Annotated in this window: 23 protein-coding genes; 14 read left to right on the top strand and 9 right to left on the bottom strand. The window is 71.7% G+C overall.

Annotation, left to right across the window (positions count from 1 at the left end; genetic code table 11):
- Window positions 1–26: 26 nt before the first annotated feature.
- On the top strand, window positions 27–749 hold the full coding sequence (locus ABEG18_RS10490) for a GntR family transcriptional regulator (RefSeq protein WP_406858005.1): 723 nt from the start codon (window positions 27–29) through the stop codon (window positions 747–749).
- 12 nt (window positions 750–761) lie between these two features.
- Here the strand turns inward: ABEG18_RS10490 and ABEG18_RS10485 are convergent, their stop codons facing one another.
- Genes ABEG18_RS10485 through ABEG18_RS10475 form a run of 3 tightly spaced genes read right to left on the bottom strand, consistent with a single transcriptional unit; the run spans window position 762 to window position 5,357 of the window.
- Complete coding sequence (locus ABEG18_RS10485) at window positions 762–1,922, bottom strand: efflux RND transporter periplasmic adaptor subunit (protein ID WP_406858004.1); 1,161 nt, start codon at window positions 1,920–1,922, stop codon at window positions 762–764.
- A gap of 16 nt (window positions 1,923–1,938) precedes the next feature.
- A complete protein-coding gene (locus tag ABEG18_RS10480) occupies window positions 1,939–5,094 on the bottom strand; it encodes an efflux RND transporter permease subunit (protein ID WP_406858003.1) in 3,156 nt (1,051 codons plus the stop codon).
- Window positions 5,088–5,357, bottom strand: a complete 270-nt coding sequence (locus ABEG18_RS10475; protein WP_406858002.1) for a hypothetical protein — start codon at window positions 5,355–5,357, stop codon at window positions 5,088–5,090. Before ABEG18_RS10475 ends, ABEG18_RS10480 begins: the two co-directional genes overlap by 7 nt.
- A 199-nt stretch (window positions 5,358–5,556) precedes the next feature.
- Here ABEG18_RS10475 and ABEG18_RS10470 point away from each other — a divergent pair, with 199 nt between their 5' ends.
- A complete protein-coding gene (locus tag ABEG18_RS10470) occupies window positions 5,557–6,180 on the top strand; it encodes a TetR/AcrR family transcriptional regulator (protein ID WP_406858001.1) in 624 nt (207 codons plus the stop codon).
- Here the strand turns inward: ABEG18_RS10470 and ABEG18_RS10465 are convergent.
- On the bottom strand, window positions 6,177–7,610 hold the full coding sequence (locus ABEG18_RS10465) for an amidase (RefSeq protein WP_406858000.1): 1,434 nt from the start codon (window positions 7,608–7,610) through the stop codon (window positions 6,177–6,179). The genes ABEG18_RS10470 and ABEG18_RS10465 overlap by 4 nt on opposite strands.
- A gap of 206 nt (window positions 7,611–7,816) precedes the next feature.
- Here ABEG18_RS10465 and modA point away from each other — a divergent pair, with 206 nt between their 5' ends.
- Genes modA through hpxZ form a run of 4 tightly spaced genes read left to right on the top strand, consistent with a single transcriptional unit; the run spans window position 7,817 to window position 10,781 of the window.
- On the top strand, window positions 7,817–8,569 hold the full coding sequence (gene modA, locus ABEG18_RS10460) for a molybdate ABC transporter substrate-binding protein (RefSeq protein WP_406858585.1): 753 nt from the start codon (window positions 7,817–7,819) through the stop codon (window positions 8,567–8,569).
- Window positions 8,570–8,576: 7 nt separating this feature from the next.
- Window positions 8,577–9,263: a molybdate ABC transporter permease subunit gene (modB, locus tag ABEG18_RS10455; RefSeq protein WP_406857999.1), complete on the top strand. Its 687-nt coding sequence runs from the start codon at window positions 8,577–8,579 to the stop codon at window positions 9,261–9,263.
- Complete coding sequence (gene modC / locus ABEG18_RS10450; protein WP_406858584.1) at window positions 9,263–10,381, top strand: molybdenum ABC transporter ATP-binding protein; 1,119 nt, start codon at window positions 9,263–9,265, stop codon at window positions 10,379–10,381. The genes modB and modC overlap by 1 nt, the downstream gene beginning before the upstream one ends.
- Before the next feature lie 13 nt (window positions 10,382–10,394).
- Window positions 10,395–10,781, top strand: a complete 387-nt coding sequence (gene hpxZ, locus ABEG18_RS10445) for an oxalurate catabolism protein HpxZ (RefSeq protein ID WP_406857998.1) — start codon at window positions 10,395–10,397, stop codon at window positions 10,779–10,781.
- Between the two features lie 12 nt (window positions 10,782–10,793).
- On the opposite strand, the gene ABEG18_RS10440 is transcribed toward hpxZ, so the two are convergent.
- The 4 genes from ABEG18_RS10440 to ABEG18_RS10425 form a co-directional block, all read right to left on the bottom strand.
- Entirely contained in the window at window positions 10,794–11,576 is a 783-nt protein-coding gene (locus tag ABEG18_RS10440; RefSeq protein ID WP_406857997.1) for a glutamine amidotransferase, read from the bottom strand.
- A 68-nt stretch (window positions 11,577–11,644) separates the two neighbouring features.
- Window positions 11,645–13,150 carry an ABC transporter substrate-binding protein gene (locus tag ABEG18_RS10435; RefSeq protein WP_406857996.1) on the bottom strand — a complete coding sequence of 502 codons (1,506 nt, stop codon included), beginning with the start codon at window positions 13,148–13,150 and terminating at the stop codon, window positions 11,645–11,647.
- 27 nt (window positions 13,151–13,177) lie between these two features.
- A complete protein-coding gene (locus ABEG18_RS10430; protein WP_406857995.1) occupies window positions 13,178–14,041 on the bottom strand; it encodes an ABC transporter permease in 864 nt (287 codons plus the stop codon).
- Window positions 14,038–14,982, bottom strand: coding sequence for an ABC transporter permease (locus tag ABEG18_RS10425; RefSeq protein WP_406857994.1), 945 nt, complete (start codon window positions 14,980–14,982; stop codon window positions 14,038–14,040). Before ABEG18_RS10425 ends, ABEG18_RS10430 begins: the two co-directional genes overlap by 4 nt.
- Before the next feature lie 94 nt (window positions 14,983–15,076).
- On the opposite strand from ABEG18_RS10425, the gene ABEG18_RS10420 reads away from it, so the two are divergent.
- The 8 genes from ABEG18_RS10420 (at window position 15,077) to ABEG18_RS10385 (ending at window position 25,664) form a co-directional block, all read left to right on the top strand.
- The gene (locus ABEG18_RS10420) at window positions 15,077–16,102 is read left to right on the top strand and encodes an ABC transporter ATP-binding protein (RefSeq protein ID WP_406857993.1); all 1,026 of its coding nucleotides are present in this window, start codon (window positions 15,077–15,079) and stop codon (window positions 16,100–16,102) included.
- Window positions 16,099–17,175 carry an ABC transporter ATP-binding protein gene (locus ABEG18_RS10415; protein WP_406857992.1) on the top strand — a complete coding sequence of 359 codons (1,077 nt, stop codon included), beginning with the start codon at window positions 16,099–16,101 and terminating at the stop codon, window positions 17,173–17,175. The genes ABEG18_RS10420 and ABEG18_RS10415 overlap by 4 nt, the downstream gene beginning before the upstream one ends.
- Window positions 17,172–18,407, top strand: a complete 1,236-nt coding sequence (locus tag ABEG18_RS10410) for a PfkB family carbohydrate kinase (protein WP_406857991.1) — start codon at window positions 17,172–17,174, stop codon at window positions 18,405–18,407. Before ABEG18_RS10415 ends, ABEG18_RS10410 begins: the two co-directional genes overlap by 4 nt.
- Before the next feature lie 15 nt (window positions 18,408–18,422).
- Entirely contained in the window at window positions 18,423–19,265 is an 843-nt protein-coding gene (locus tag ABEG18_RS10405) for a BtpA/SgcQ family protein (protein WP_406857990.1), read from the top strand.
- A complete protein-coding gene (locus ABEG18_RS10400; RefSeq protein ID WP_406857989.1) occupies window positions 19,262–20,161 on the top strand; it encodes a PfkB family carbohydrate kinase in 900 nt (299 codons plus the stop codon). Before ABEG18_RS10405 ends, ABEG18_RS10400 begins: the two co-directional genes overlap by 4 nt.
- Window positions 20,162–20,273: 112 nt before the next feature.
- On the top strand, window positions 20,274–20,786 hold the full coding sequence (locus ABEG18_RS10395; protein WP_406857988.1) for a DUF1993 family protein: 513 nt from the start codon (window positions 20,274–20,276) through the stop codon (window positions 20,784–20,786).
- A gap of 167 nt (window positions 20,787–20,953) precedes the next feature.
- Window positions 20,954–22,183 carry an exonuclease SbcCD subunit D gene (locus ABEG18_RS10390; RefSeq protein WP_406857987.1) on the top strand — a complete coding sequence of 410 codons (1,230 nt, stop codon included), beginning with the start codon at window positions 20,954–20,956 and terminating at the stop codon, window positions 22,181–22,183.
- Between the two features lies 1 nt (window position 22,184).
- Window positions 22,185–25,664 carry an AAA family ATPase gene (locus ABEG18_RS10385; protein ID WP_406857986.1) on the top strand — a complete coding sequence of 1,160 codons (3,480 nt, stop codon included), beginning with the start codon at window positions 22,185–22,187 and terminating at the stop codon, window positions 25,662–25,664.
- Window positions 25,665–25,671: 7 nt separating this feature from the next.
- On the opposite strand, the gene ABEG18_RS10380 is transcribed toward ABEG18_RS10385, so the two are convergent.
- On the bottom strand, window positions 25,672–26,385 hold the full coding sequence (locus ABEG18_RS10380) for a FadR/GntR family transcriptional regulator (RefSeq protein WP_406857985.1): 714 nt from the start codon (window positions 26,383–26,385) through the stop codon (window positions 25,672–25,674).
- Window positions 26,386–26,455: the final 70 nt, after the last annotated feature.

Raw genomic sequence — 26,455 nt, 5'->3', positions numbered from 1 at the left:
CCGGCGCCAGCATCGCGGGAGGTCCCTTGGAGAGGAACAAGGCTCTGCTCTACAGGCCCGGGTCAGGCCCGGCGGGCGCCGGAACCATCTATGAGACGGTCCGGTCGGACATCGTCCGCATGCGGCTGCGCCCGGGCGAGCAGCTCTCCGAAAAGGAGCTCGGCCTGCGCTTCATGACCAGCCGCACCCCCGTCCGCGAGGCGATCGTCCGGCTGGTCGACGACGGGCTCATCGAGGTGTGGCCGCAGCGCGGGACGTTCGTGACCCGCATCTCGCTCAAGGCGGTCAAGCGGGCCCGCTTCGTGCGCAGCGCGCTGGAGCTGGCGATCATCCGCGAGGCGGCCTCGCAGGGCGTGTCCCAGGACACGGTCGCCGTCCTGGAGCGCGCCATCGCCGAGCAGGAGGCTTCCGAGGGCGATCCCGGACGGTTCACCGACGCGGACGACGCGTTCCACCGGACCTTCGCCAATACGCTCGGCTATGGCGACCTGTGGTCGATCGTCGAGACGCAGAAGGCCCAGTTCGACCGGATCCGCTTCCTGAGCCTGCCGAACGTGACGCCGCTCGACCTGCTCATCGCCCAGCACAGGGCCATCCTGGAGGCCGTGAAGGCGCGTGACCCGGACGACGCCGAAGCCACCCTGCGCCAGCACCTCTCGATCGTGCTGGACACCGCCCAGGGGCTGCTGCGGACCGATCCCGACCTGATCATCGACGACCTTGGCGCCGATGACCCAGGCCTGCGCTGAGCTCGATCCGACTCACATCGCCGAAGCGGCCTTCACGGGCGCGGGCATCGGCTGGATGGGCGAGCCGGGGCCGATCTTCTGCAGGTTGCCGACGATGACCCGGTCTCCCGCCGACACGCCCTTGAGGAGCGAGACGTTCTCGCCGTCGACCTGGCCGAGCGCGACCAGCCGCTGCTCGGCCTTGTTCCCCTCCCCCACCACATAGACGAACTTGCCGAGCTGGCTCGACCCCACGGCGACCTGCGGGGCGAGGAGCGCGTCGGGCTGCTCGCCCACCCGCAGGCGGATCCGGACATATTGGCCGGGCAGCAGCATGCGGTCGTCGTTCTGGATCGTGGCGCGGGCCGTGATGGTCCCGGTCGCCCGGTCCACGACATTGTCGAGGAAGGTGAGCTTGCCCTTGTGGGCGGCGGTCTCGCGGCCCGGCGTCACCACGTCGGCCTCGACCGCGCCCAAGGCCTGCGCCTTCTGGAGCGCGGCCAGGTCTGTTTCGCTGGGGTTGAAGGTCACATAGATCGGATCGAGCTGGACCAGCGTGTTCAGCGGGGCGCCGCCGGCGCTGACGAGGGCGCCGGTGGGCGCCTGGTCGCGGCCGAGCCGCCCGGCGAAGGGCGCCCGGATCGACGTGCGCTCCAGGTTCAGCTCGGCCGTGCGGATGGCGGCGCGGCCGATGGCCAGCACGGCCTCGCCCTGTCGGACGGAGCTGGTGCGCTGGTCGTAGCTGTCTTTGGCGAGGAAGCCGCGCTTGGCCAGCTCCTCGCCGCGATCGAGATTCGATTTGGAATAGTCCAGCCCGGCGACGTCGCGCTGGAGCTGCGCCTTGGCCTGCTCGAGGGCCGCCTCGTAGTCGCGCGGGTCGATCCGGTACAGCAGATCGCCGGCTTTCACGTCGGCGCCGTCCGGGGCGAGCTGCTCAAGCACGTAGCCCGAAACCTTCGCCTGCAGGGCGACGGTCCGGATGGCCTCGGTCCGGGCCGGATAGTCCAGGTGGACCGGAAGCGTCTTCTTCGTCACCTCGGCCACCGGGACCGGCATGGCGAAGGCGCCCGGCGCGGCGGCGGCGGCGCCGGGACGCTCGGCCGACGGCATCAGCCGCTGGCGCAGCGAAGGCGTGAGCGCCACCACGGCGGCGGCGGCCACGCCGACGCCGAAGAGCAGTTTGACGATGCGCATGGGGGATCTCCGGACTTTATTCGGCGGCTTCGGCGTGGGGAGCCGCGGCGGGATGGGGGACGGCCGGCTCGGCGGCGCCCCGTTCGCGGGCGCGCTCGATGACGGCGTAGAACACCGGGGTGAAGACCAGGGTCAGGATGGTGGCGGCCACCATGCCGCCGAACACCGTGGTGCCGATCGACTGGCGGCTGGCGGCCCCGGCGCCGGTGGCGAGCATCAACGGAACCACGCCGAGGATGAACGCGAAGGCGGTCATCAGGATGGGCCGCAGCCGCAGGCGGGCGGCCTCCATGGCCGCCTCGACGATGTCGAGGCCCTCCTCGCGCCGGCGCTTGGCGAACTCCACGATCAGGATCGCGTTCTTCGCCGCCAGGCCGATCAGCATGACGAAGCCGATCTGCGAGTAGACGTCGATCTGCAGGCCGCGCACCCACAGCGCCCCGACCGCGCCGAAGAGCGCGAGCGGCACGGCCAGGAGCACCATGAACGGCATCGACCAGCTCTCATACTGGGCCGCCAGGATCAGGAACACGAAGACGATCGCGAGCCCGAACACCAGGGTGGCGACGGAGCCGGCCTTGAGCTCCTGGAAGGTGATGCCCGTCCACTCGTAGCCGAAGTCGCGCGGCAGGGCGGTCGCCGCCGCACGCTGCATGGCGGCGACGGCCTGGCCGGAGCTGAAGCCGGGCGCTGCCCCGCCATTGATCAGCGCCGAGGGGTTGTTGTTGTAATGGGGCACGGTCTCGGGCCCGACCACCGGCTTCAGCGATCCGAGCGTGCTGAGCGGCACCATGCCGCCCGATCCGTTGCGGACATAGAGGCGCGAGATGTCGGCGGCCGAGCCGCGGGCGCCCTGATCGGCCTGCAGGGTGACCCGGAACGTCCGACCGAACATATTGAAATCGTTCACGTATAGGGATCCGAGATAGATCTGCAGCGTGTTGAAGATGTCGGGCAGGTTGAGCCCCATCATCTTCGCCTTGTTGCGGTCGAGGTCGTAGTTGAACTGCGGCGTCGAGGTGCTGAAGCTGGTGAAGATCTGCTGCGGGTTGAGCTCGGGCTGCTTGCGCGCCTCGGCGATGAGGGCCTGCGTGGCCTCGTTCAGGGCAGCGCTGCCGCGCCCGGTGAGATCCTGGACCTGGAACTCGAAGCCGCCCGTCGAGCCCAGTCCCGGGATGGAGGGCGGGTCGAAGCTCAGCGCGAACGCGTCGGGGATCTGGAGGAGTTTCGGCCGAACCGAGGCGACGATCTTGGAGGCGTTCTGGTCCGGGCCACGCTCGTCCCAGGGCTTCAGGATGGCGAACTCCACGGCCGAGTTGGACTGCGCCGCGCCGGTGAGGAAGTTGAGGCCGCTGATCGAGCCGACGATGTCGACGCCGGGCGTGCGCTGCAGCTCGTCGCGGACCTTGCGGGCGACCGCGTCGGTGCGCTCCAGCGAGGCGCCATCCGGCAGCTGCACGACGACGAAGAAATAGCCCTGGTCCTCGACCGGCAGGAAGGTCGACGGGATGCGCGACCACACGGCGTAGGTGGCCCCGAGGCCGGCGACGAACAGCGTCAGCATGGCCCAGCGCCAGCGCACCAGCGCGCGAACGCCGTTGGCGTAGGCGTGCGACATGCTGTCGAAGCCGGCGTTGAACCAGCGGAAGGGCGGGAAGCTCGTCGGCGGGCGGTGGCGCAGGAAGGCGGCGCTGAGCGCCGGGCTGAGAGTCAGCGAGTTGAAGGCCGAGATGCCCACCGAGATCGCGACCGTGAGGGCGAACTGGTTGTAGAGCCGGCCGGCGACGCCCGGGATGAAGGCGACCGGGATGAACACGGCCATCAGCACCGCCGTGGTGGCGACGATCGGGCCGGTGACCTCGCTCATGGCCTTGCGGGTGGCGGCGAGCGGCTTCAGCCCGGCCTCGAGCTGGCGCTCGACGTTCTCCACCACCACGATGGCGTCGTCGACGACGAGGCCGATGGCCAGCACCATGCCGAGCAGGCTCAGCATGTTGAGGGAGAAGCCCAGCAGCTTCATCACCACGAGGGTGGCGATCAGCGAGACCGGGATGGCGATGGTCGGGATGATGGTGGTGCGCCAGTTCTGCAGAAAGACGAACACGACCGCCACGACCAGCACGAGCGCCTCGGCCAAGGTCACCAGCACGTCGTGCATCGAGGCGGAGACGAACCGCGTCGTGTCGTAGTGCATGGCGTAGGCGACGCCCTTGGGGAAACGCCCCGACAGCTCCTCCATCTTGTCCTTCACCCGCTGCTGCAGGTCGAGGGCGTTGGAGCCGGGCATCTGGTAGACGGCGAGCACCACCGTGGGGTCCTCGCCGAAAAAGGCGCTGGAGGCGTATTGCAGCGCGCCGAGCTCGATCCGGGCGACGTCGCGCAGGCGCACGGCGGCGCCGCTGGCGGGGTCCGACCGCACGACGATCTCGCCGAACTGCGCCGGGTCGGCGAGACGGCCGACGGCGTTGACCTGCATCTCGAAGGCGGTGCCGGCGGGCGCCGGCGACTGGCCGATCTTGCCGGCCGCGACCTGCACGTTCTGCTCGGCGATGGCCGCCTGCACGTCGGTCGCCGCGATGCCGAGATTGGCCAGCTTGTCCGGGTCCAGCCAGACGCGCATGGAGTAGCGCCGTTCGCCGAAGATCTGGACGTCGCCGACGCCCGGCAGGCGCTTCAGCGGATCGACGATCTGCAGATAGGCGTAGTTGCTGAGCGCGACCGGGTCGACCGACTTGTCGGGAGAGGTCAGGTTGACGATCAGGACGAAGTTCGGGTTCTGCTTCTTGATGGTCACGCCGGACTGGTTGACGATCGCCGGCAAGGACGGAGCGGCCTGCGAGACACGGTTCTGCACGTCTACCGCGGCCGTGCTCAGCGGGTAGCCGACGTCGAAGGTGATGGTGATCGTGGCGCTGCCGTCGTTGGAACTCGACGAGGACATGTAGGTCATGCCCTCAACGCCGTTGATCTGCTGCTCGAGCGGGGTCGTGACCGTGTCGGCCACGACCTGCGCGCCCGCGCCGGGATAGCGCGCGCTCACCACCACCTGCGGCGGCGTGATGTCGGGAAACTGGGCGACCGGCAGGGTCAGGTAGCAGATGGCCCCGGCCATCACCATGACCACCGCGATGGCGGAGGCGAAGATCGGCCGGCTGATGAAGAAATTCACCATGGCCGGTCGGCCTTGGCCGGGGCCGCCCGACGCGAGGCGTCGGCCGCGTCGCCGCGCGCCGCCCTGAACTGGATGCAATCCTGCGCGAGAGCGCGGAGGCCGCGCCAGGCGGCCTCGTCCCGCCCCGGAGGGTCCCGGCGCGGGGCGACGGCGCGCAGGTCGCGCGCCAGGGCCTGGGCGTCGACGCCGTCCGCCCGCATCAGGGAGCGGACCAGGGGATCGCTCAGGAGTTCATCGAGCGTGAGATCGGGGGGCATCGTCATCGGGCTTCTCCGGCGGCTGTCCATCCCCAGGACCGGGCGACGTCGCGGCGTCGGCCGACCCCTGCAAGGGCGGGGCCGGACGTCGCTTGACGCTGCACGGGAGGGGTGTTACCGGTAAGTAACGTTGGCGGGAAGTTACAGACCAGTAACATGCTCGTCAACCCCTCCTCGGAAGAGTTTTTGCCACAAGGATCACGTCATGGGCATGACCTGCCCGGTCAAAGGACGGCCGAGGGATCGCATTCTCGACACGGCGCGCGATCTTTTTCGGAAATTCGGCGTCAAGGGCATCGGCGTCGACGCCATCGCGGAGGCGGCCGGCACCAACAAGATGACGCTCTACCGCCATTTCGGCTCCAAGGACGAGCTCATCGCCGAGTGCCTTCGCGACCAGGCGAACATGGCGGCCCACAAATGGGCGGAGCTGGAGGCGGCCTTCCCTGACGATCCGTTGCGCCGCCTGCGCGAGTGGGTCCATCTCGGCGCGGCCTGCGCGGCGGTCGACGCGCGCGGCTGCGACCTGGCCAACGCGGCCATCGAACTGCCGGACGAGGACCATCCGGCGCGCCGGGTGATCGAGGATTTCAAGCGGTCCCAGCGCGACCGGCTGGCCTCGCTGTGCCGGGAGGTCGGAGCGGCCGATCCGGAGATGCTGGCCGATACGCTCTCCCTCCTGGTCGAGGGCGCGCGCGTCAGCCGCCAGAGCGTCGGCCCCGCCGGCCCGTGCTCGCGTTTCGCCCAGGTGGCCGAAGCCGCGATCGAGAACGCCGTCGCGGCGGGACGCCGCGCCGATGCGTCCGTCGAGGTCCGTCGGGCCGGCTAGGCCCGGGTCCCCGCCCCGCCCGGCGGCCGCGGGTCGATCGGCCGATGGCCGAGCCCCAGCGCCTGCTCCAGCGCCCTGCCGCCCGCGAGCGCGTCGGCGTCGCGCCTTGGCCGCGCCACGATCTGCAACCCCACCGGCCGGCCGTCGGCCGTGAACCCGCACGGAAGCGAGAGCGCCGGCGCGGTCGTCAGCGTAATCGCGTAGGCGATCGCCAGCCACGCGACATAGTTGCCGAAACGATGGCCCGCGCAGTCCGTCACATAGCGCTGTTCCACCGGGAAGGCCGCCACGATGGTGGAGGGGCAGAGCAGCAGGTCGTAGGCGTCGAAGAAGGCGTTGGTCCGCCGCAGCATGTCGGCGCGGCCCCGCTCGGCCCTCGCGACGTCCGCCATGGTGCAGGCCAGGCCCTGCTCGATGTTCCAGGCGAGCTCCGGCTTCAGCTTGTCGCGATGGCGCTCCAGCTTCTGGGCGTGCGCCACGGCGAAGCTCATGGCCCGGAGCACATGGAAGACGTCATGCGCCTCGGACAGATCGGGGCGGGCCTCCTCGACGACGGCGCCCAGGTCGGCGAAGCGCAGAGCGGCCTTGCGGCAGATCGCGGCGACCTCGGGGTCGACGGGCGTGATCCCGAGATCGGCCGAGAAGGCGACCCGTTTCGGCCGCCACCCTGAGCGCGCCGCGGCCAGGAAGCTTTCGGTGCGCGGCAGCGAGATCGGATCCGCCGGGCTCTCGCCCGTCATGGCGTCCAGCAGCAGCGCGGCGTCCTCGACCGTGCGGGCCATGGGGCCTTGCACTCCGAGCAGGCGGTCGATCTTGAAACCCGGATTGCTGGCGACCCGGCCCGGGCTCGGCCGGAAGCCGACCACCCCGCAGAAGCTCGCCGGGTTGCGCAGGCTGCCGCCCATGTCGGAGCCATGCGCGGCCCACGCCATGCCGGTCGCGAGCGCGACGGCGGCGCCGCCCGACGATCCCGCGGCCGACAGGTCCGTGTTCCAGGGGTTGCGCGTGGCGCCGAACACCTCGTTGAAGGTGTTGCCGCCGGCCCCGAATTCCGGCGTGTTCGACTTGGCGTAGACCACGCCTCCGTTCGCCTCCAGCCTGTCGACCATGATGTCGTTCGCGGAGGGGACGAAATCGGCATAGATCGGCGAGCCGAAGGTGGTGCGCACGCCGGCGACCTCGGTGAGGTCCTTGATCGGGACCGGCAGGCCCGCCAGCAGGCCCCGCTCGCCGGGCGGCCGGTCCTGCAGCCGGCGGGCATGGTCCCGGGCGCGGTCGAGGCAGAGGGTGGGAAGCGCGTTCACCGCCGGGTCCGCCTCGGCGATCCGGGCCGCCAAAGCGTCGACGCAGTCGAGGGGCGAGACTTCGCCGGCCCTCAGCAGGCCCACGACGTCGTTGGCTGTCAGGTCGATCAGTCTTGCGTCCGGCATCCATTCCGTCCCGTTCTTGGGGGCTGCCCCCCGGCTGCGCCGGCCACTCTCGCCGGGCCGGCGGGTCCGCACAAGCGCGGCGCGGCTCCGTCCGGCCTTGGCGATGGCGTCCGGGCGCAGGCGGCTCTATACGAGACCTCGTACACGCGATGCCACGCCGAAGGCGGCCGATGACGATGATCGCAGCGGCGGCTGCCGCGCTTCTCCTGAGGGTCCTGCCCTGCGCCCTCGCCTTCGCGGGATGGCAGGTCGCTGCCCTTGCGCCGGCCTCGGCGGCGCAGACGCGCGTCGCCGTGGCGGCGAATTTCACCGACGCGGCCCAGGAGATCGCGGCCGCCTTCGCCAAGGCGACCGGTCACGAGGCCATCCTGAGCTTCGGATCCTCCGCGCAGCTCCTCACCCAGGTCGCGCAGGGCGCGCCCTTCGAGGCGTTCCTGTCGGCCGACGAGGAGCGGCCGGCCCGGGCGATCGCGGACCGCCTCGCCTTGGCCGAGAGCCGGTTCACCTACGCGATCGGCAAGCTCGTGCTCTGGAGCCGCGATCCCGGCGCGGTGACCGGAGAGGCCACGCTCAGGGCTGGCGCCTTCGCCCGGATCGCCATCGCCAATCCGGCCGCCGCGCCCTATGGGACGGCCGCCATCGAGACCATGAAGGCGCTGGGCGTCTATGAGGCGGTGCAGTCCAAGGTCGTGCAGGGCGCCAGCATCGCGCAGGCCTTCCAGTTCGTCGACACCGGCAACGCGGAGCTGGGCTTCGTGGCGCTGTCGCAGGTGGCCAACAGCCCGAAAGGCTCGCGCTGGCTCGTGCCCCAGGCGCTCTATCGCCCGATCCGTCAGGACGCGGTGCTTCTGGCCAGGGGCGAGGGCAACGAGGCCGCCCGCGCCTTCCTGGCGTTCCTGAGGGGGCCGCAGGCCCGCGCCGTGATCGAGAGATACGGCTACGAGACCGCGAAGGACTGACGCTGCGATGCAGGGCTTCGCCGCCGAGATCTGGCCACCGGTCCGCCTCACTTTGGAGCTGGCGACGGTCACGACCGTGATCCTGCTCCTGATCGGGACGCCGCTGGCGTGGTGGCTCGCCCGGTCCCCGGCGCGGTGGAAAGAGGTCGTCGCCGCCGTGGTGGCGCTGCCGCTGGTGCTGCCTCCGACCGTGCTGGGCTTCTATCTCCTGGTTCTTCTCGGCCCCGACGGCCCCGGCGGCTGGGTCGCCGGGCTCTGGGGCGCGCGGACCCTCGCCTTCACGTTCGGGGGCCTGGTGATCGGCTCGGTGCTCTATTCCATGCCGTTCGTGGTGCAGCCGATCCGAAACGCCTTCGAGGCGGCCGGCGAGCGCCCGCTCGAGGTCGCGGCGACGTTGCGGGCGTCGCCCCTGGATGCGTTCTGGAGCGTGGCGGTCCCGCTCGCCCGGCCCGGGCTCCTGACCGGCGCGGTGCTGGGCTTCGCCCACACCATCGGCGAGTTCGGCGTCGTGCTGATGATCGGCGGCGGGCTTCCCGGCAGCACGAAGGTGCTGTCCGTGGCCATCTACGACTATGTCGAGACCATGCAGTGGGGGAAGGCCCATCTCGTGGCGGCCGGCATGGCGGGCTTCGCCTTCGCGGTGGTGCTGGCGATGACCTTGGCGGAGAAGCGCTTCGCCCGGCCGCGCGCATGATGGACGCCCGGGCGCCGCACCCCGCCATCCGCTGCGCCTTTCGCGGGCGCGTCGGCGCATTCGCGCTCGATGTCGCCTTCGAGGCCCCCTCCTCCGGCGTCACCGCGCTGTTCGGTCCGTCCGGATCCGGCAAGACGACCGTGCTGCGCTGCATGGCCGGCCTGCATCGCCTGGCCGAGGGCGCGCTCACGGTGGGCGGCGAAGCCTGGCAGGACGGCCGGACCTTCAGGCCGACCCATCGCAGGCCGGTCGGCTACGTGTTCCAGGAGGCGAGCCTCTTCGCGCATCTGTCGGTGAAGGAGAACCTCCTCTTCGGCGCCAAGCGGGCGGCCCCGCGTCCGGGCTCGGCGGCCGTCGGCTGGGACGAGGTCGTGGACCTCCTGGGCCTCGGGGCGCTGCTCGGGCGCGATTCGCGGTCGCTCTCGGGCGGAGAGCGGCAGAGGGTGGCGATCGGGCGGGCGCTGCTCTCGCAGCCTTCGCTGCTCCTGATGGACGAGCCGTTGTCGGCGCTGGACCGGAACGCCAGGGACGAGATCCTGCCCTTCTTGGAGCGCCTGCACGCCGGCCTGTCCCTGCCGATGGTCTATGTCACGCACGACATGGCCGAGGTGGAGCGCCTCGCCGACCATCTCGTGCTGCTGGAGGCGGGGCGCGTCGTCGCCGCCGGCCCGCTCGCGGCGCTGCAGAGCGATCCGGCGCTGCCGCTGGCCGCCCGGCGGGACGCCGCCGTGAGCCTGGACGCGGTGACGCACGCCTATGATCCCGCCTTCGGGCTGCTGACGCTGCGCGTGGACGGCGGCTCCTTCGTCGCGCCTGGGCCGCCGGCCCCGGCTGGCGAGCGCCGCAGGCTGCGGGTGCAGGCCGCCGACGTCAGCCTGGCGCTCCGGCCCGCGGAGGCCAGCACCATCATCAACATCCTGCCGGCCCGGATCCTGGACGCCCGGCCGCTCGGCCCGCAGGAATCGCTGGTCGTGCTCGGCCTCGGCGACGACGGCGCGGGCGCCCGGCTGCTCTCGCGCGTCACACGGCGGTCGTGGGAGCATCTTGGGCTTGCGCCGGGCGTCGCCGTGTACGCCCAGGTCAAGGGCGTCGCGGTGGGCGCCCCCATCCCGTTGTGACCGGAGAGAACGCGTGCTGGAGATCAACCGACCCGAAATCGTGGCGCAGGTGCGGGAGGTGTTCCTGCGCTATGAGGCGGCGCTGCAGGCCAATGACGTGCCGACCCTGGAAGAGCTCTTTTGGAACGCGCCGGAGACGACGCGCTACGGGGTGGGCGAGAACCTCTATGGGTGGCCGGCGATCTCGGCCTTCCGCCGCAGCGGCAAGCTCGGCCGGTTCACCCGCACCCTGATGAACACCGTCATCACCACCTACGGGTCTGATTTCGCCACCGCCAACACCGAATACCAGCGCGACGGCGAGGCGTCGCCGGGGCGGGAGACCAAGACGCTCATCCGCACCCCCGAGGGCTGGCGCATCGCCAGCGCGCACGCCAGCCTGCTCGGAGTGACTGTCTAACCGGCGCGCCGGTCAGGCCGCCCGGGCGCCGCCGCAGACCCAGTCCAGCAGGTCCGTCCAGAGGGGCCTGAACCCGCTCCAGGCCAGGAACTCGTTCGGCAGCCAATGCGGGCCGATATCGGTCGTCCACGCTGCGGAACGGCCCTGGCCGAAGGTCCCGGTGGCCAGCAAGGGGTGGCCCCCCTGGTCGGCGGGCAGGCTCAGCAGCACGTCCGCGCCGGGCTTGGCCGCCACCTCGTTCACGCCGAGGACGTAAGGCAACTCGCCCTTGAGGCTGCGCAGGACCGGGTGCGCGCCCGCGCCCGGGTTCGCGACCGGGTGCGCGCCTTCGGGCATCTCGATCCGGTCGTCATAGGGATGGATCGAGACGGGCAGCGCCTCCTCGATGGCGGTGCCGCGGTAGCGGGCCGAGCCGTTGATGCCCTGGAAACTCAGATAGCCGCCCACCATCACCAGTCCGCCGCCGCGCGCCACGTAGTCGCGCACCAGCTTCAGCCGGTTCGGCGAGCGGCGCGAGTGGATCCAGACCTCCGGCGGCAGCAGCAGCGTGTTCGCGCCGATGTCGGACAGGATGATCGCGTCGTAACGGTCCAGCGCTTCGGGCGTGGACGGGAAGCTCTCGGCGGCCACATGGCAGGGCATGTAGTCGAAGGCGAAGCCGGAGTCGGCCAGCGCGGCCATGAAGGGATCCGCGCCGCGATGGTGCGTGACGGAGGGAAACTGGTCCCAGCCCTTGATGTGGGTGGCGGTCGACGTCCAGCTCTCGCCGGCCAACAGGATGGTCTTGGCGGTCATGGGTCCTCAGAATGGATCGGGGGTCGGCGCCCGGCCCAGGAAGCGGCCGGGCGCATGCGTGTCTCGGTCTACTTGAACCGGGCGAACTGGAGCCGGAAGGCTCCGTCGGGATATTGCAGCCAGTCCAGCGACGCGGCGGAGGCCTGGATGGTCGCCGGGAAGGTCAGGAACAGCATCGGCGCGTCGGCGGCGATCTGCGTCTCGGCCTCGCGGTAGAGCTTGGCCCGCTCGTCCTGCGTAGCGGCGCTGCGCGCCTTCACGAGGAGGTCCGTGACCTTGTCGCTCTCATAGCCGGCGAAATTGTTCGGCCCGCCCTTGGTGAAGTAATTGTACATGTTGCCGTCCGGATCCGAGCGGCCCGACCAGGGCGACATGCACAGGTCGAAATCCTTCTGGCGCAGCACGGTGATGAGGCTTGTGGCGTCGATCTGCTTGACCTCGACCTTGAAGCCCGCCTGGTTGGCTTGCGCCTGCAGGATCTCGGCCGTCCGCACCTGGACCGGCGAGTTCGTCACCGTGATGACGACCGGGACCGGGCTCGTCTGGCCGGCGTCGGCGAGCGCCTTCTTGGCCGCCTGCGGGTCGGCCTTGTAGGGCGCGAAGGACTTGTCATAGGCCCAGGCCATGGACGGGGGGATCGCCCCATAGGCGGGCGCGCCGGTTCCGAAATAGACCGCCTTCAGGATCGTCGCGGGGTCGATCGCCATGGCGAAGGCCTTGCGGACCTTCGGATCGTTGAACGGCGGCTTCGTCGTGTTGAACGAGAAGGCGTTGAAGCCCAGCCCATTGGCCTGCTTCACCGTCAGGCTCGCCTCCCGGGTGAGCTGGCCGACCGTCTGGGCCGGCACGGCGTCGACGAGTTGCACGGTCCCCGAGCGCAGATTGGTCACTCGCACGGTCTCGTCGGCCATGGGCCTGAACACGATCTTCTCGATCGCGGGCTGGCCGCGCCAGTAGCCGGGGAAACGCTCCAGCACGAGCTCGGAGTTCTTGGCCCAGCTCACGACGCGGTAGGGTCCGGCGCCCACCGCCTTGGCGGCGAAGTCGGCTCCCATCGCCTTGACGGCCGTGGGCGAGACCAGCATGCCGGCCCGGTTGGCCAGGACCTGCAGGAACGGCGCATATGGCGTCTTCAGCTTGACCGTGAAGGTGAGCGGGCCCGTGACCTCGACGGAGTCCACGGGGCTGAGCTCGCTGCGGCGCGGAGAGGCCGCCGCCGGGTCCAGCATGCGGTCGAAATTCGCCTTGGCGGCGGCCGCGTCGATCGGCGTCCCGTCGTGGAAGGTGAGCTGCGGCTTGAGGGTGAACTTGTAGGTGAGCGGGTCGGGCGTCTCGACGCTGGCGAGCCCCGGCTCGATCTTGAGGTCCGGGGTCATGTGCACCAGCGGCTCATGGATGTTGTACTGGACCGAGATCTCGAAGAACGAGGCCATCTGTGCCGGATCGAGCGTCACCGGATCGGAGACGATGCCGACCGAGAGCGTCTTCTTGTCCTGCGCGGCGGCGGGCGTCGCCAGCGCCATCGGCGCCAGCGCCAGAAGCGCCGCCATCGCGCCTCCCATCAGGTGTTTCATCGTCGGGTCCTCCAGGTGAAGAGATCGTCAGTCGCGGGGGTCGAAGCGGTCGCGCAGCCCGTCGCCGAGCAGGTTGAAGCCCAGCACGACGAGGAAGATGGCCAGCCCCGGAAACCACGCGAGCCAGGGCGCCATGTCCAGGAAGCCGATGGCGTTGCGCAGCATGTTGCCCCAGGTCGGCGTCGGCGGCTGCACGCCCAGGCCGAGAAAGGACAGGTAGGATTCGGTGATGATCGCCGATGCGAACAGCAGCGAGCCCTGCACGATGAGCGGCGCGGTGATGTTGGGCAGCACGGTGCGGAACAGGATGGCGCCAGAGCCGAAGCCGAGCGCGCGCTGCGCCTCCACATAGTCGAGCTCGCGCACCACGATCGTCTGGGCGCGGGCGATGCGGGCGAACACGGGCAGGTTCACGACCGCGATGGCCAGGATGGCGTTGCGCAGGCTGGGCCCCAGCACCGCCGTGATGGCGAGCGCCAGCAGGATGCTCGGAAAGGCGAACACCACGTCCATCACCCGCATGATCGCGGCGTCGATCCAGCGGCCGAAATAGCCCGCCGCCAGGCCGGCGAGCGCGCCGACCGCCAATGCGCCCGCCACGCTGAAGAAGCCCACGAGGATCGAGGCGCGGGCGCCAAAGATGATTCGCGACAGCACGTCGCGGCCCAGATCATCCGTCCCGAACGGATGGGCTCCGTCCGGGGCGGCGAGAATCGCGGTGAAATCCGGGATCTCGGGATCGTAGGGCGCCAGCCAGGGCGCGGCCGCGGCCATCGCGACCGCGAGCGCTACGACGGCGAGGCCGACGGCGGCGCGCGGCTCGCGGGCGAGCCCCCGCAGCGCCTGGAGGATCGGGTGACGCCGGGGCGCATCCATCGCGGCGACGCTCATGCGTAGCGCACCCGCGGATCGATGACCGTATAGACCAGGTCCGTCGCCAGATTGATGAGCACGAAGAGCGTGGCGGTGAGCAGCACCGCCCCCTGCACCACCGGGTAGTCCCGCGCGAAGATGGCGTCGACCGTCAGCTTGCCGATTCCCGGCCAGGAGAACACCGTCTCGGTGATCACCACGCCGCCCAGAAGCTGACCCATCTGGATGCCCAGCAGGGTGACGATCGGGATCTGGGCGTTTCCGAGCGCGTGCCGCCATATGACGCGCCGCGGGGCGATGCCCTTGGCGCGCGCCGTGCGGATGTAATCGGCCCGCAGCACCTCCAGCATGGCGGCGCGGGTCATCCGCATCGTCGCGGCCGCGAGCGCGGCGCCCAGCGTCAGCGCCGGCAGGATCAGGTGCCGCAGGAAGCCGCCGGGATCCGCCAGCGGCGACACGTAGCCGGAAGCCGGGAGGATCGGGAGCGTGATCGAGAACAGCAGGATCAGCAGGATGCCGAGCCAGAAGCTGGGCAAGGAGAGGCCGCACAGGGAGAGCAGCGAGGCGACATAGTCGGCCGCGCTGTTGCGCCGCGTCGCGGCGACGATGCCGGCCGGGATGGAGATCACGAGCGAGATCGCCAGCGCGGCCACGGAGAGCAGCGCGGTGGGGACCAGCGCCGAGCCGAGCAACGGCAGCACGTCCCGCCCGCCCTGGATCGAGCGGCCGAAATCGCCGGTCAGGATACGGCCGAGCCAGGACGCGTATTGCAGCGGCAGCGACTGATCGAGCGCGAGCTTGTGGCGCAGGGCGGCCAGCGCGGCGTCGTCCGCCTCCATGCCGAGCAGAGCCATGGCGGGGTCGCCCGGCACGAGCCTGATAAGCAGGAAGGACACGAGCGAGGTGCCGAAAAGGATCGGGACAAGGCTCGCCAAACGCCCCAGCAGATACCGTCCCATTCGTCCCTTAGCCGCTCTTGAACCGGTTCAATGGTTTTGATAGTCCGTATTGGGGCTGCTCCTGTCAATGGGTCGCCTGAGGCTGAACGACCGAATGACGACACTCGCCACAGCCGAGGCGCACCCCGGCCCCACCGCCGATCCCGGCGCGCCGCTGCTCGACATCCGCGGCTTGCGGATCGGGTTCGGGCCGGGCCGGGCGATCGTGGACGGCGTCGATCTCTCGGTGGCGCGGGGTCGGCTCCTCTGCCTCGTCGGCGAATCGGGCTCCGGCAAGAGCCTCACCGCTTTGTCGATCATGCGGCTTCTGCCTCCGGCCGCGCAGGTCATGGCGGACCGGTACGATTTCGACGGGGTGAGCCTGACGGGGCTCTCAGAGGCCGGCGTGAACCGCCTGCGCGGCGACCGCATCGCCATGGTGTTCCAGGAGCCGATGACGTCGCTGAACCCGGTCATGACCATCGGCGAGCAGATGACCGAGATCCTGGCCGCCCATCGCGGGCTCGGCCGCGCCGAGGCGCGGACGGTCGCTCTGGACATGGTCGGCCGGGTGCAGATCCCCGATCCGGAGGCGCGCCTCGCGGCCTATCCGCACCAGCTCTCAGGCGGCATGCGCCAGCGCATCATGATCGCCATGGCGCTGATCTGCCGCCCGGCCCTGCTCATCGCCGACGAGCCCACGACGGCGCTGGACGTGACTATCCAGAGCCAGATCCTGCGCCTCATCGACGATCTGCGCGCCGAGTTCGGCACGGCGGTGCTGTTCATCACCCATAATCTCGCGGTCGTGGCCGAGATCGCCGACGAGGTCGCGGTGATGTACGCCGGCCGCATCGTCGAGCGGGCCAGCCGGAGAGATCTTTTCGACGATCCGATGCACCCCTACACGCTGTCGTTGTTCGCCGCGATGCCGCGCGCCGGCGACGTCGGGCGCAGGCTGGCCTCCATCGAGGGGCAGGTGCCGCAGGTCGCCGCCATGCCGGCGGTCTGCCGCTTCGCCCCGCGCTGTCCCTTCGCGGTCGACCGCTGCCGGGCCGAGGACCCTCCCCTCCGGGCGGTCAAGGCCGGCCACCTCGCCGCGTGCTGGCGCGCGCCGCTGGAAGAGAGCGCAGGCGCATGAGCGACCCCTTGCTTCAGGTGCGCGGCCTGTCGAAGTCGTTCCACAGCGGCGGCGGCTTCCTGAGCCGGCGGCGCAGCGCGCATGTGGTGCATGAGGTCGGCTTCACGCTCGCCCGCGGCGAGGTCTTCGGCCTCGTCGGCGAGAGCGGCTCGGGCAAGACCACGATCGGGCGCATGCTGCTGCGGCTGATCGAGCCGGACGCCGGCGACATCCGCTTCGACGGGGTCGACGTGCGGGCGCTGGCGGCCGACGAGCTTCGCCGCCTGCGCCGGCGCATCCAGATCATCTTCCAGGACCCGTTCGCGTCGCTCGACCCGCGGGTGCGCATCGGCGAGGCGATCGCGGCGCCGATCCGCCTGCACGGGCTTCGGCCGGCCGCGCAGGTGCGGGACCGGGTGATGGAGCTTCTGGACCTCGTCGGCCTGCCGCCCGGCCATGCGGGGCGGTTCCCGCACGAGTTTTCGGGCGGCCAGCGCCAGCGTGTGGCGATCGCGCGGGCGCTGGCGGTCGAGCCTGAGCTGATCGTGTGCGACGAGCCGGTCTCGGCGCTCGACCTCTCCGTCCAGGCGCAGGTGATCAATCTCCTGTCGGACCTGCGGACGCGCCTCGGCGTCAGTTATGTCTTCATCTCGCACGACATGGCGGTGGTGCGGCACCTCGCCTCGCATGTGGGCGTGCTCTACGCCGGCCGCATGGTGGAGACCGGACCCGCCGCCGCGATCTTCGCCGATCCCCGCCACCCCTACACCCGCATGCTCCTGGCCGCGTCGCCCAGCCCCGTCCCGGGCGCGCGGCGCCAGCGCGCCGAGATCCGGGGCGAGCCGCCGAGCCCCTTCAGCGCGGTCCCGGGCTGCCGGTTCGCGTCCCGCTGCCCCTTCGTGCTGGATGCGTGCCGCGCCGCCGAGCCGCCCCTCGACGCCTTCCGGGATGACGGCCATCAGGCGGCCTGCATCCGGGCGGGCGAACTCGCGCCCGTGCGGCCCCTCTCGGACGACGAGAGCCTGATGTCGCCAGCCTACCGGCTGCGTATGGACCTGCTGCGGCAGGCCCGCGGAACGGCGGCGCCGCGATGAGCGAGCGCTTCGCCGAGCGGGCCGGCTCCGGCCAGCCCACCATCTCCGACGTGGCGCGCGCCGCCGGCGTGTCCAAGGCGACCGTGTCGCACGTGCTGAACGGGCGCGTGGTGGTGCGCCCGGACACGCGCGAGCGCGTCATGGCGGCCATCCGCGACCTGGACTATGCGCCGGCCGAGACGGCGCGATCGCTGACGGCGCGCAAGCGCGGAGCGGAGCCCGACGCCAAGGTGGACGCGGCCGTGCCCCGCCTCACCACGGTCGGCTATGTCAGCGTGGACTATGTCGCCTGCCTGGACCGGATGCCGGAGCGCGAGGAGCGGCTGCAGGCGCGCACCATCATCAAGGCGATCGGCGGGCCGGCCGCCAATGTGGCGGCGGTCGCGGCCGCGATCGGGCGGCCCTGGCCGATCTCCGCCTCGCTGATCACCTCCATCGGCTGCGACCAGGAGAGCGACTGGGCCGCGGCGGAGCTGGCCAGCCGCCGGGTCGACCTCCTGGTCTCGCGCGAGCGCCGACAAGGCCGGCTCGATCGCGCCCTCGTGCTGGTGGAGGCGGATGGCCGGCGCACCATCGTCAACGAGCCGTCCAGCCTGGGCGAGGTGGACGTCCTGCGCTTCGTCGAGAAGACCGACCCCGTCGGGCTCACCTGGTGCCTGCATCTGGAAGGTTTCCAGGCGCCGGTGCAGATCGCGGCGCTCGAGGCCGCGCGCCTGAAGGGCTTCCGCACCAGCGTGCAGGCGACCGGGTTGCCGCCCGCATGGGTGGCGGCGAACGCGCCGCGCGTCTTCGCCGGCGCCGACGCCCTGTTCCTGCACCGCGAGACGCTGGCCGCGATTCCCGGCTGCCCGGCCGACCCCGAATCCGCCATGGCCCATCTCGCCGCCCTGGCGGCTGCGGCGCCGCCGGGGCACTGGCCGGAGGTGGTGACCATCACGCTCGGCGCCCAGGGCGCCAACGTGCTCAGCCGCGGTCGCGGCTGGGACCGCGTGCCGGCGCCGGACGTGAACGTCGTCGACAAGACGGGCGCGGGCGACGCCTTCGTGGGCGCCTTCCTGTGCGCCTGGCTGAACGGCGCGCCGCCGCAGACCGCGGCAAGGCTCGCCTGCGCGGCGGGCAGCCTCGCCGGCACCCGCTTCGGAGCCCAGGAGATCCGGCCCGCGGCCGACCAGTTGGCCGCCCTGGCGGGCGTGCCCCTCCCATCCCCCCTCGCGGCGCATGCGCCGGTCTGATCCAGGAGCAGTCGCGTGTCCCAATCCGTCTACAAGCCCAAGCCGAACGTGGTCCAGGCCCTGTTCGGGCGCACCAAGGCGGTGATCGGCGTGATCCACTCGCTGCCCCTCCCCGGCTCGCCTCATTACGACGGGGACCCCGTGGAGCGCATCTACGCCTATGCGTGCGCCGAGGCGCGCCGCTACGCGGAGGGCGGCGTGGACGGGCTCATCGTCGAGAACCACGGGGACATTCCGTTCGCCAAGCCCGACGAGCTCGGCCCCGAGACGGCGGCCGTCATGTCGGTGATGACCGACCGGGTGCGCCGCGAGGCCAAGCTTCCGACCGGGGTGAACGTGCTCGCCAACGGCGTCATCCAGGCGCTCGCGACCGCCAAGGCGGCGGGCGCCAGCTTCGTGCGCGTGAACCAGTGGGCCAACGCCTATGTGGCGAATGAGGGCTTCATGGAGGGCAAGGCCGGCCTCGCCGCCCGCTACCGGGCGGCCATCCAGGCGCGCGACGTCGCGGTTTTCGCGGATGTCCATGTCAAGCACGGAGCCCACGCCATCGTGGCGGACCGCTCGCTGACGGAGCTCACCCGCGACGCGCAATTCTTCGACGCGGACGCCGTGATCGTCACCGGCCAGCGCACCGGCGACAGCGCGCAGCTCGACGAGTTGGAGACCGTCAAGACCTCCACCTCCCTGCCGGTGCTGGTCGGCAGCGGCGTGAACCCCGACAACGTCGCCGCGATCTTCGGCTACGCTGACGCCGTCATCGTGGCGAGCGCGCTCAAGCATGACGGCGGCTGGTGGAACGAGGTCGATCCCGACCGGGTGCGCGGATTCATGGACGTCGTCCGGAGAGCGAGGGCGTGAGGCGCGTCTTCGTCCTGGGCAACGCGACGCTCGACTGCGTGCAGACCGTCGCGCGGCTGCCGCAGCCCGGCGAGACGCTGCTGTGCGACAGCCTGCAGCGCTGCGCCGGCGGCAAGGGGCTGAACCAGGCGATCGCCAGCGCCCGGACGGGCGCGCCGACCCTCCTGGCGGCCCCGATCGGCGCCGATCCGGACGCAGCGCTGCTGCGAACCACGGTGGGGGCCGAGGCCGGGCTGGAGGCGCGGTGGATCGAGAGCGCCCAACCGACGGATTATTCGGCCATTTGGGTTTCGGCGGACGCCGAAAACGTCATCGTCAGCAGCGCCGCGGCGGCGCACGGCCTGGCGCTGGACGACGCCCTGGCCGCGCTGGAGGACTTCGCGGCGGGCGACATTCTGGTCATGCAGGGCAACCTGTCGGAGGCGCTCACCGTCGCCGCGGCCCGCCGGGCCGGCGAACGCGGAGGCTTCGCGATCCTGAACACCGCGCCGATCGCCTGGGACATGGGCCCTGTGCTCGGCCTGTTCGATTGCGTGATCGCCAATGCGGGCGAGACCCGCGCGCTGGCGGGACGGACGGGTCCCGAGGGCGCGGCCGATCTCGCCCGGCGCGCGCGCGGCATGGCCGTGGTGACGCTGGGCCCGCAGGGCGCCATCCTGGCCCGCGACGGCGAGACGATCGCGGTCGCGGCCCCGAAGGTCGCCGCCGTCGACAGCGCCGGCGCCGGCGACGCGCTGGTCGGCGCCTGGGCGGGCGGCGTCGCCTGCGGCCTTTCCGTCGAAGCCGCCTTGCGGGTCGCCGTGGCTGCCGCCTCGCTGGCCGTCACGCGCCGGGGCACCGCGCCGTCCTTCCCGTCGCGCGCCGAGATGGCGGCCCTGCTCCAGGCGCTGGGCTGATCCCGGCCGGAGGCGGCGAAACGCCGAGCTTGCGGCGAGCCGGGCGCGGCGCGATGGTGCGCCCGTCGCGCGCCGCCTCGCGTCGAACGCGGCCGACCAGGAGCTCCACGCCTTGACCCTCTCCATGCACCAGGCTTCCGGGCCGGTCTTCAAGACCGGACTGACCGCGCTCTCCGCCATCCTCGACAAGACGGTGGTCCAGTGCGGCGAGCGCAAGATCGATCCCGCCGTGCTGATGGCGGACCGGCTCGCGCCCGACATGCTGCCCTTCACCCGCCAGGTGCTGATCGCCTGCGACTTCGCCAAGAACACCATGTTCCGACTGGCCGGCCTCGAGCCGCCGAAGATCGAGGATGTCGAGAAGACCGTGGACGAGCTGCAGGCCCGCATCCGGCGCACGCTCGAGCTGGTGGACAGCGTCGCGGCCTCGAGCGTCGACGGCTCCGAAGGCCGATCCGTCACGATGACGGTGGGCGGCCAGCCGATGACCTTCACGGGCCAGGACTATCTGCTCCAGTTCGCCCTGCCGAACTTCTACTTCCACCTGACGATGGCCTACGCGATCCTGCGCCATAACGGCGTCCAGATCGGCAAGCGGGACTTCCTGGGCGCCCTGCCCTCCTGAGTCGGATAACGGCCGGAGACATAAGGCTGGGGACTTTTGGCTGGGGACAGCTGCGGGATGGCTCGTCCCGCCATCTTTCCATCCGGCGAATCGCTGAAAGCATGATGATCATCGGCCCGAGCCCGGCGCACCCGCCGCGGCCCGGGTCCAGCCGGTCATCAGCGCCCATGTCGTTCTTCACCTTCCTGCACGCCGCCGACCTCCACCTGGGCAGCCCGCTCACGGGCCTCGCCTTGAAGGACGAGGACGTGGCGCGCCGGTTCGCGGCGGCCAGCCGGGACGCCTTCGCCGAGCTCGTTGAAAAGGCGATCGCCGAGAAGGTCGCCTTCGTGCTGATCGCGGGCGACGTCTATGACGGCGATTGGAAGGACACGTCCATCGGGCTGTTCTTCAACCGCGAGGTCGCCCGCCTGGCGCGCGCCGGGATCCCGGTCTTCACCATCCGTGGCAATCACGACGCCGAGAGCGAGATCACCAAGGCGGTGAGCCTGCCGGAGACCGTGTTCGAATTCCCGACCCGCAAGGCGGACACCCGCCGCCTGGACGACCTGAGGGTCGCCATCCACGGGCGCAGCTTCGCCGACAGGGCCGCGCCGGACAATTACGCCCTCGCCTACCCGGCGCCCGTGGCGGGCTGGTTCAACATCGGCATGCTGCACACCTCCTGCGAGGGATCGCCGGCGCACGCGGTCTACGCGCCCTGCTCGGTGCAGGACCTGGTGGGACGCGGCTACGACTACTGGGCCCTGGGCCACGTGCATGAGCGCGCGGTGCTGTACGAGCATCCGCACGTCGTCTATCCGGGCAACCTGCAGGGCCGCAGCGTGCGCGAATGCGGGCCGAAGGGCGCCGTCCTGGTCGACGTCGCCGATGGGCGCGTGGCGGCGCTGCGGCCGCTCATCGTCGACAAGGCGCGCTGGGCGCATGTGCAGGTCGCGCTCACCAGCGAGGCGAGCCAGGAGGCGCTGCTCGCGACGGTGCGGGACGCGCTGGCGCAGCCCCTGGCCGAGACCGAGGGCCGGCTGACGGCGCTGCGCGTCACGCTCAAGGGCGAAACGCCCCTGCACGGGCAGCTCAAGACCCATGCGGCGCAGCTGCGGGACGAGGTTCAGGCGCACGCCCACCGGCTTCATGACGACACATGGCTGGAGGCGCTGAAGCTGGCCACGACGGCGCCGCCGACCCCGCAGGCCGAGGGCCGCGACGGCACGGGGCTCGACCCCGAGGCGCTCCTCGCCGGGCTCGAGCACGACCCGGAGATCCGGGCCGGCGCGCAGGAGTTCATCGCGCTGCTGGCGAGCAAGCTCCCCGGCGGGATCGCGGACGGGGCGTTCGACGATCTCGACGCCATCCTGGCGGAGGCCCGCGCGATCGCGGCCGCCCGCGCGGTGGCCTGACATGCGCATCGTCGACCTCGACCTGGAGCGCTTCGGGCCGTTCACGGCCAAGCGCCTGGCGTTCCGGCCGGACGCCCGGCTGCACATCGTCTTCGGCGTGAACGAGGCCGGCAAGAGCTGTTCGCTGGCCGCCGTCACGGACCTGCTGTTCGGCATCGAGCGATCGACGCGCTACGGCTTCGTCCATGCGGGCAAGGACCTGCGCCTCGGGGCCACGCTGCGCGACCGGTCCGGGCGCGACCTGACCTTCCGGCGGCGCAAGACGAAGCCGCTCCTCACGGACGCCGACGACGCGCCCCTGCCGGACGATGTTCTGGCCCCCTATCTGGGCGGGCTCTCGCGCGAGGTGTTCCGCCGCGCTTTCGGGCTCGACGCCGAGGCCTTGAGGCTCAGCGGGCAGGAGCTCAAGGAGAGCGACGGCGAACTCGGCGCGGCCCTGTTCTCGGCGGCCTCCGGCCTGCGGGGTTTCGGCGACGCCAGGCTGGCGATGGAGAAGGACGCCGACGCGATCTTCGCCGAGCGCCGGTCCCAGAACCGGCTCTTCTACCAGGCGCATGACCGCTACGAGGCCGCCCGCGCGCGCCTGCGCGAGCGCGAAACCCGGGCCGGCGCGCTGAAGGCGATCCGCGAGACGCTCGCCGACAGTGAGGCCCGGCTCGTCGCCATCCGCGAGCGCAAGGCTGAGATCGATGTGGAGCGCGCGCGGCTGGAGAGGCTGCGCCGCGCGGCCCCGATCCTGCGCGACATCGACGCCGACGCCGACAGGCTGGCGGGCCTGGGCGCCCTCCCGGACGCGCCGGAGGGCTTCGGCGCGACGTTGATGGACAGTCTCGCCGCGCGCGCCGCCGCCCTGGCGACGCTCGAGACTGCCGAGGCGACGGAGCGCCGGCTGAGGGCCGAATGCGATTCCGTCGCCGTCGACCCCGCGCTTCTGGGCCAATCCGACGCGATCGAGGCGCTTCACGCCGCCTCCGGCGAGTACCGCAAGGGGCTGCAGGACCTTCCCGGCGTCATGCGCGAGGAGGCGAGCGTCAACCGCACGCTCGCGGACCTCGCGGTGCGGCTGCGGCTGGCTGACGCCGCCGCCCTGCTGGCGAACCGGCCCGACGACGCCAGCGCGGCGCGCGTCGCCGACCTTGTCGCCCAAGGCGAGCGGCTGGCGCTCGCTCTCGAGAGCAGGCGCGAAGCCCAGAGACGCGAACGCGCCGCCCTGGCCGACAAGCAGGCGGAACGGAACCGGCGCGGCGGGCTGGTCGATCCCCGCAGGTTTCGCGAGAGGCTCGGCGCGCTCGACGGCGTGCGCAGCCTGGCCGAAAGGCTGGACGCCGAGCTGCCGGCTCTGGAGCGCGACGGCGCCGCGCTGGCCGAGGCGGCGGCCCGGCTGGATCCGCCCGTGCGGGACCTCGACGCGCTGGCTGGGTCGCCCCTGCCGACCGCGGAGCGGATCGCGGCGACGCTGGACGCGCTGAAGCGGCTGGACGAGGCCGAACGCCGCGAGCGGCAGGCGCTCGACGCCGCCATGGCCGACCTCGACCGGCTCTCGGGCGAGCTCGCCGCGCTGGCGGCCGGCGGGGAGGTTCCCACGCGCGACCGGATCGCAGCCCTGCGGGACGAGCGCGACGCCCACTGGGCCGCGCTGTCCGGCGCGCTCTTCGGCCGGCCCGACGCGCCGGCCGGCCAGGACCTGGCGGCGGCGACCGCCTCCTTCGAACGCGCCAAGGCGGAGGCCGACCGGCTGGCCGACGCCGCCTTCGCGGACGCCGAGCGCGTCGCGGCCCATGCGGACGTCCTGCGAAACCAGCGGCGGCGCTCCGAAGCCGCCGAGGCGGCGCGCGCCCGGCTCGAGGCGATCGCGGCCGATCGCGAGCGTGCGGGCGCGGAGTGGACCGAGGCCTGGTCCGCCTGCGGGATCACGCCCCTGGCCCCCGCCCTGATGGGGAATTGGCGCCTGCAGCTCGACAATCTCCTCCAGCAGCGCGAGCAACATCGGCGCAAGCGATCCGACGCCGGCGCCGCGAGCGCCAGAATCGACGCCGGGCGCGCCGCCATGGACGCGCTCGCGGCCGATCTCGACCTGCCCGTGATGCCGGGGCTGGCCGTGACCGACCTGTTGCGCCGGCTCGACGCAGAGGTGGCCCGGCTGGCGGAGGCCTGGGACCTTGGCCGCGACTCCGACGCCCTGGTTCTCGACCTGCAGCGGCGGGTCGAGGCCGCGGACGCCGCCGCCGTCGCGGCGGAGGAGGCCCAAGCCGCCTGGCGCGAGGACTTTCAAACGGCGCTGCCGCGCATCGGACTGCCGCCGGACGCAAGCCGGAGCGAGGCGCAGGCCGTGCTCCAGGCCTGGCGCGACGTGCCGGCCGCCTCGTCGGAAGCCGAGAAGCTGCAACGGCGCATCGCCGGATTAAAGCGCGACGCCGAGGCATTCACGACCGCGATGCGCGCGCTGGCGCACTCGATCGCTCCGGATCTGGCGGCGGGCGACCCCGATCAGGTTCTCAGCGCCGTGAAGCGCCGGCTGGGCGAGGCCCGGACGGCCGACGCGCTGCGCCGCGAGAAGTCCCGGCGCGTCGAGGAGGCCCGCGAGGCGCGGCTCGCGGCTGCGCTTGGCCGCGAAGCGGCCGACCGCGCGGCAGCCGCGCTGGCCTCCCAGGCGGGACTGGATCCCGCCGGCGACCTCCAGGACGCGGCGACGCGTCTGGCCCGGCGCGACGCGATCGCGACGGAGATCGACCGGCGACGGCGGGAGCTGGCCAACGCCGCGGACGGGCGGGACGAGGCGAGCCTGCGCGACGCGCTGGCGACCTATGATCCGGAACGCGCCGACGGCGATGCGGCCCGGCTCGCGGCCGAATCCGAGACGCTGGACCTGGAAGGCAAGCAGGCCTTCGCGGCCCGGCAGAGCGCCGCCGAAAAGCTCGCCGCGCTGGAGGGCTCGGTCGACGCGGAACTCGCCCTGCAGCAGCGGCGCAGCGCCGAGGCTGAGATGCTGGAGGCCGGCCGCGAATGGGCGGTCCTGAGCGTCGGAGCGCTGATGATCGAGACCGCCATCAAGCGCCAGCGCGTCGGCCGGCAGGAGCCGATGATGGCGCGGGCCGGCGAACTCTTCGCCCTCATGACAGGGGGCGCCTATCAGGGGTTGGGGCAGGTCTATGACGAGGACGACGCGCCGCATCTCGTCGGGCGCCGGGCGTCCGGGTCGGAGGTGGCGGTCGCCGAAATGAGCGAGGGCACGCGCGACCAGCTCTACCTGGCGCTGCGGCTCGCCTATGTGGAGGACTACGCCGTGCGGGCCGAGCCCGCGCCGTTCCTCTGCGACGACCTGTTCTCGTCTTTCGACGACCGGCGGACAGCCTTCGGGCTGAAGGCGCTGGCCGAGATCGGCGGGAGCGTGCAGCCGATCCTGTTCACGCATCATGGTTTCGTGGTCGACGCCGCCCAGCGCGAGCTGGGCGCCGACGCGGACGTGATCGAGCTCGGATGAGCCTGCGTCAGGCGCCGTGAAACTCGATGCCGACCGTGATGGAGGGCGGCTTCAGATCACGGATGTCGGCGCTCGCCGCGCCCTGCACGATCACGGCCGTCATGGCGCGGGCCGCTTTCTGCGCGCGTCGCCGGACGATGGCGTCGAGCACGTCCCCATGCTGCGCGCCGGACTCCACGAAGCGCTCGGGCTCGTCCACCGGCGAGCTGATGGTGAAGGACAGCGTCAGGGCGGCCTGGATCACGCACCCCATCGCCTGCAGGAAGGGATTGGCCGAGGCGTCCAGCACGGTCTGATGGAAGGCGAGATCGGCCAGCGCGAAGCTGTCGCGCGAGTGTCCGGGGCGCCGCATGGCGCCGAGCGCCTCCCTCATCCGGGCGAGGTCGTCGTCGGTGCGGTGCATGGCGGCGGAGGCGGCCGCGAGAGGCTCCAGCGCCTGGCGGATCTCGAACAGGTGGGCCAGGAAGGCGCGGTCGACGCCGCTCGCCATCCGCCAGGCCAGGACGTCGGCGTCGAACATGTTCCAGCACTTTTCGCCGAGCACCTGCGTCCCGACGCGGGTCTTGGGGTCCAGCATGCCCTTGGCGGCGAGGGTCTTCATGGCCTCCCGCAGCACGGTGCGCGACACCTTGAAGCGCTCCATCAGGTCGGCGTCGCAGGGCAGCGTGGCGCCCACCGCGAGCCGGCCGGCGACGATGTCGCGCCCGATGGCATGGGCCACCCTGTCGTGCGCGGACCTCGATCGGCCGCGCCTCTGGCGGGAAGACGAGGCGCCGCGCTGCGCCGCCTGC

Source organism: Alsobacter sp. KACC 23698, from assembly GCF_045348435.1.
Classification (GTDB): domain Bacteria; phylum Pseudomonadota; class Alphaproteobacteria; order Rhizobiales; family Beijerinckiaceae; genus Alsobacter.
The sequence above is the reverse complement of the archived record's forward strand: the minus strand, read 5'-3'. Positions and strand labels throughout refer to the sequence as shown.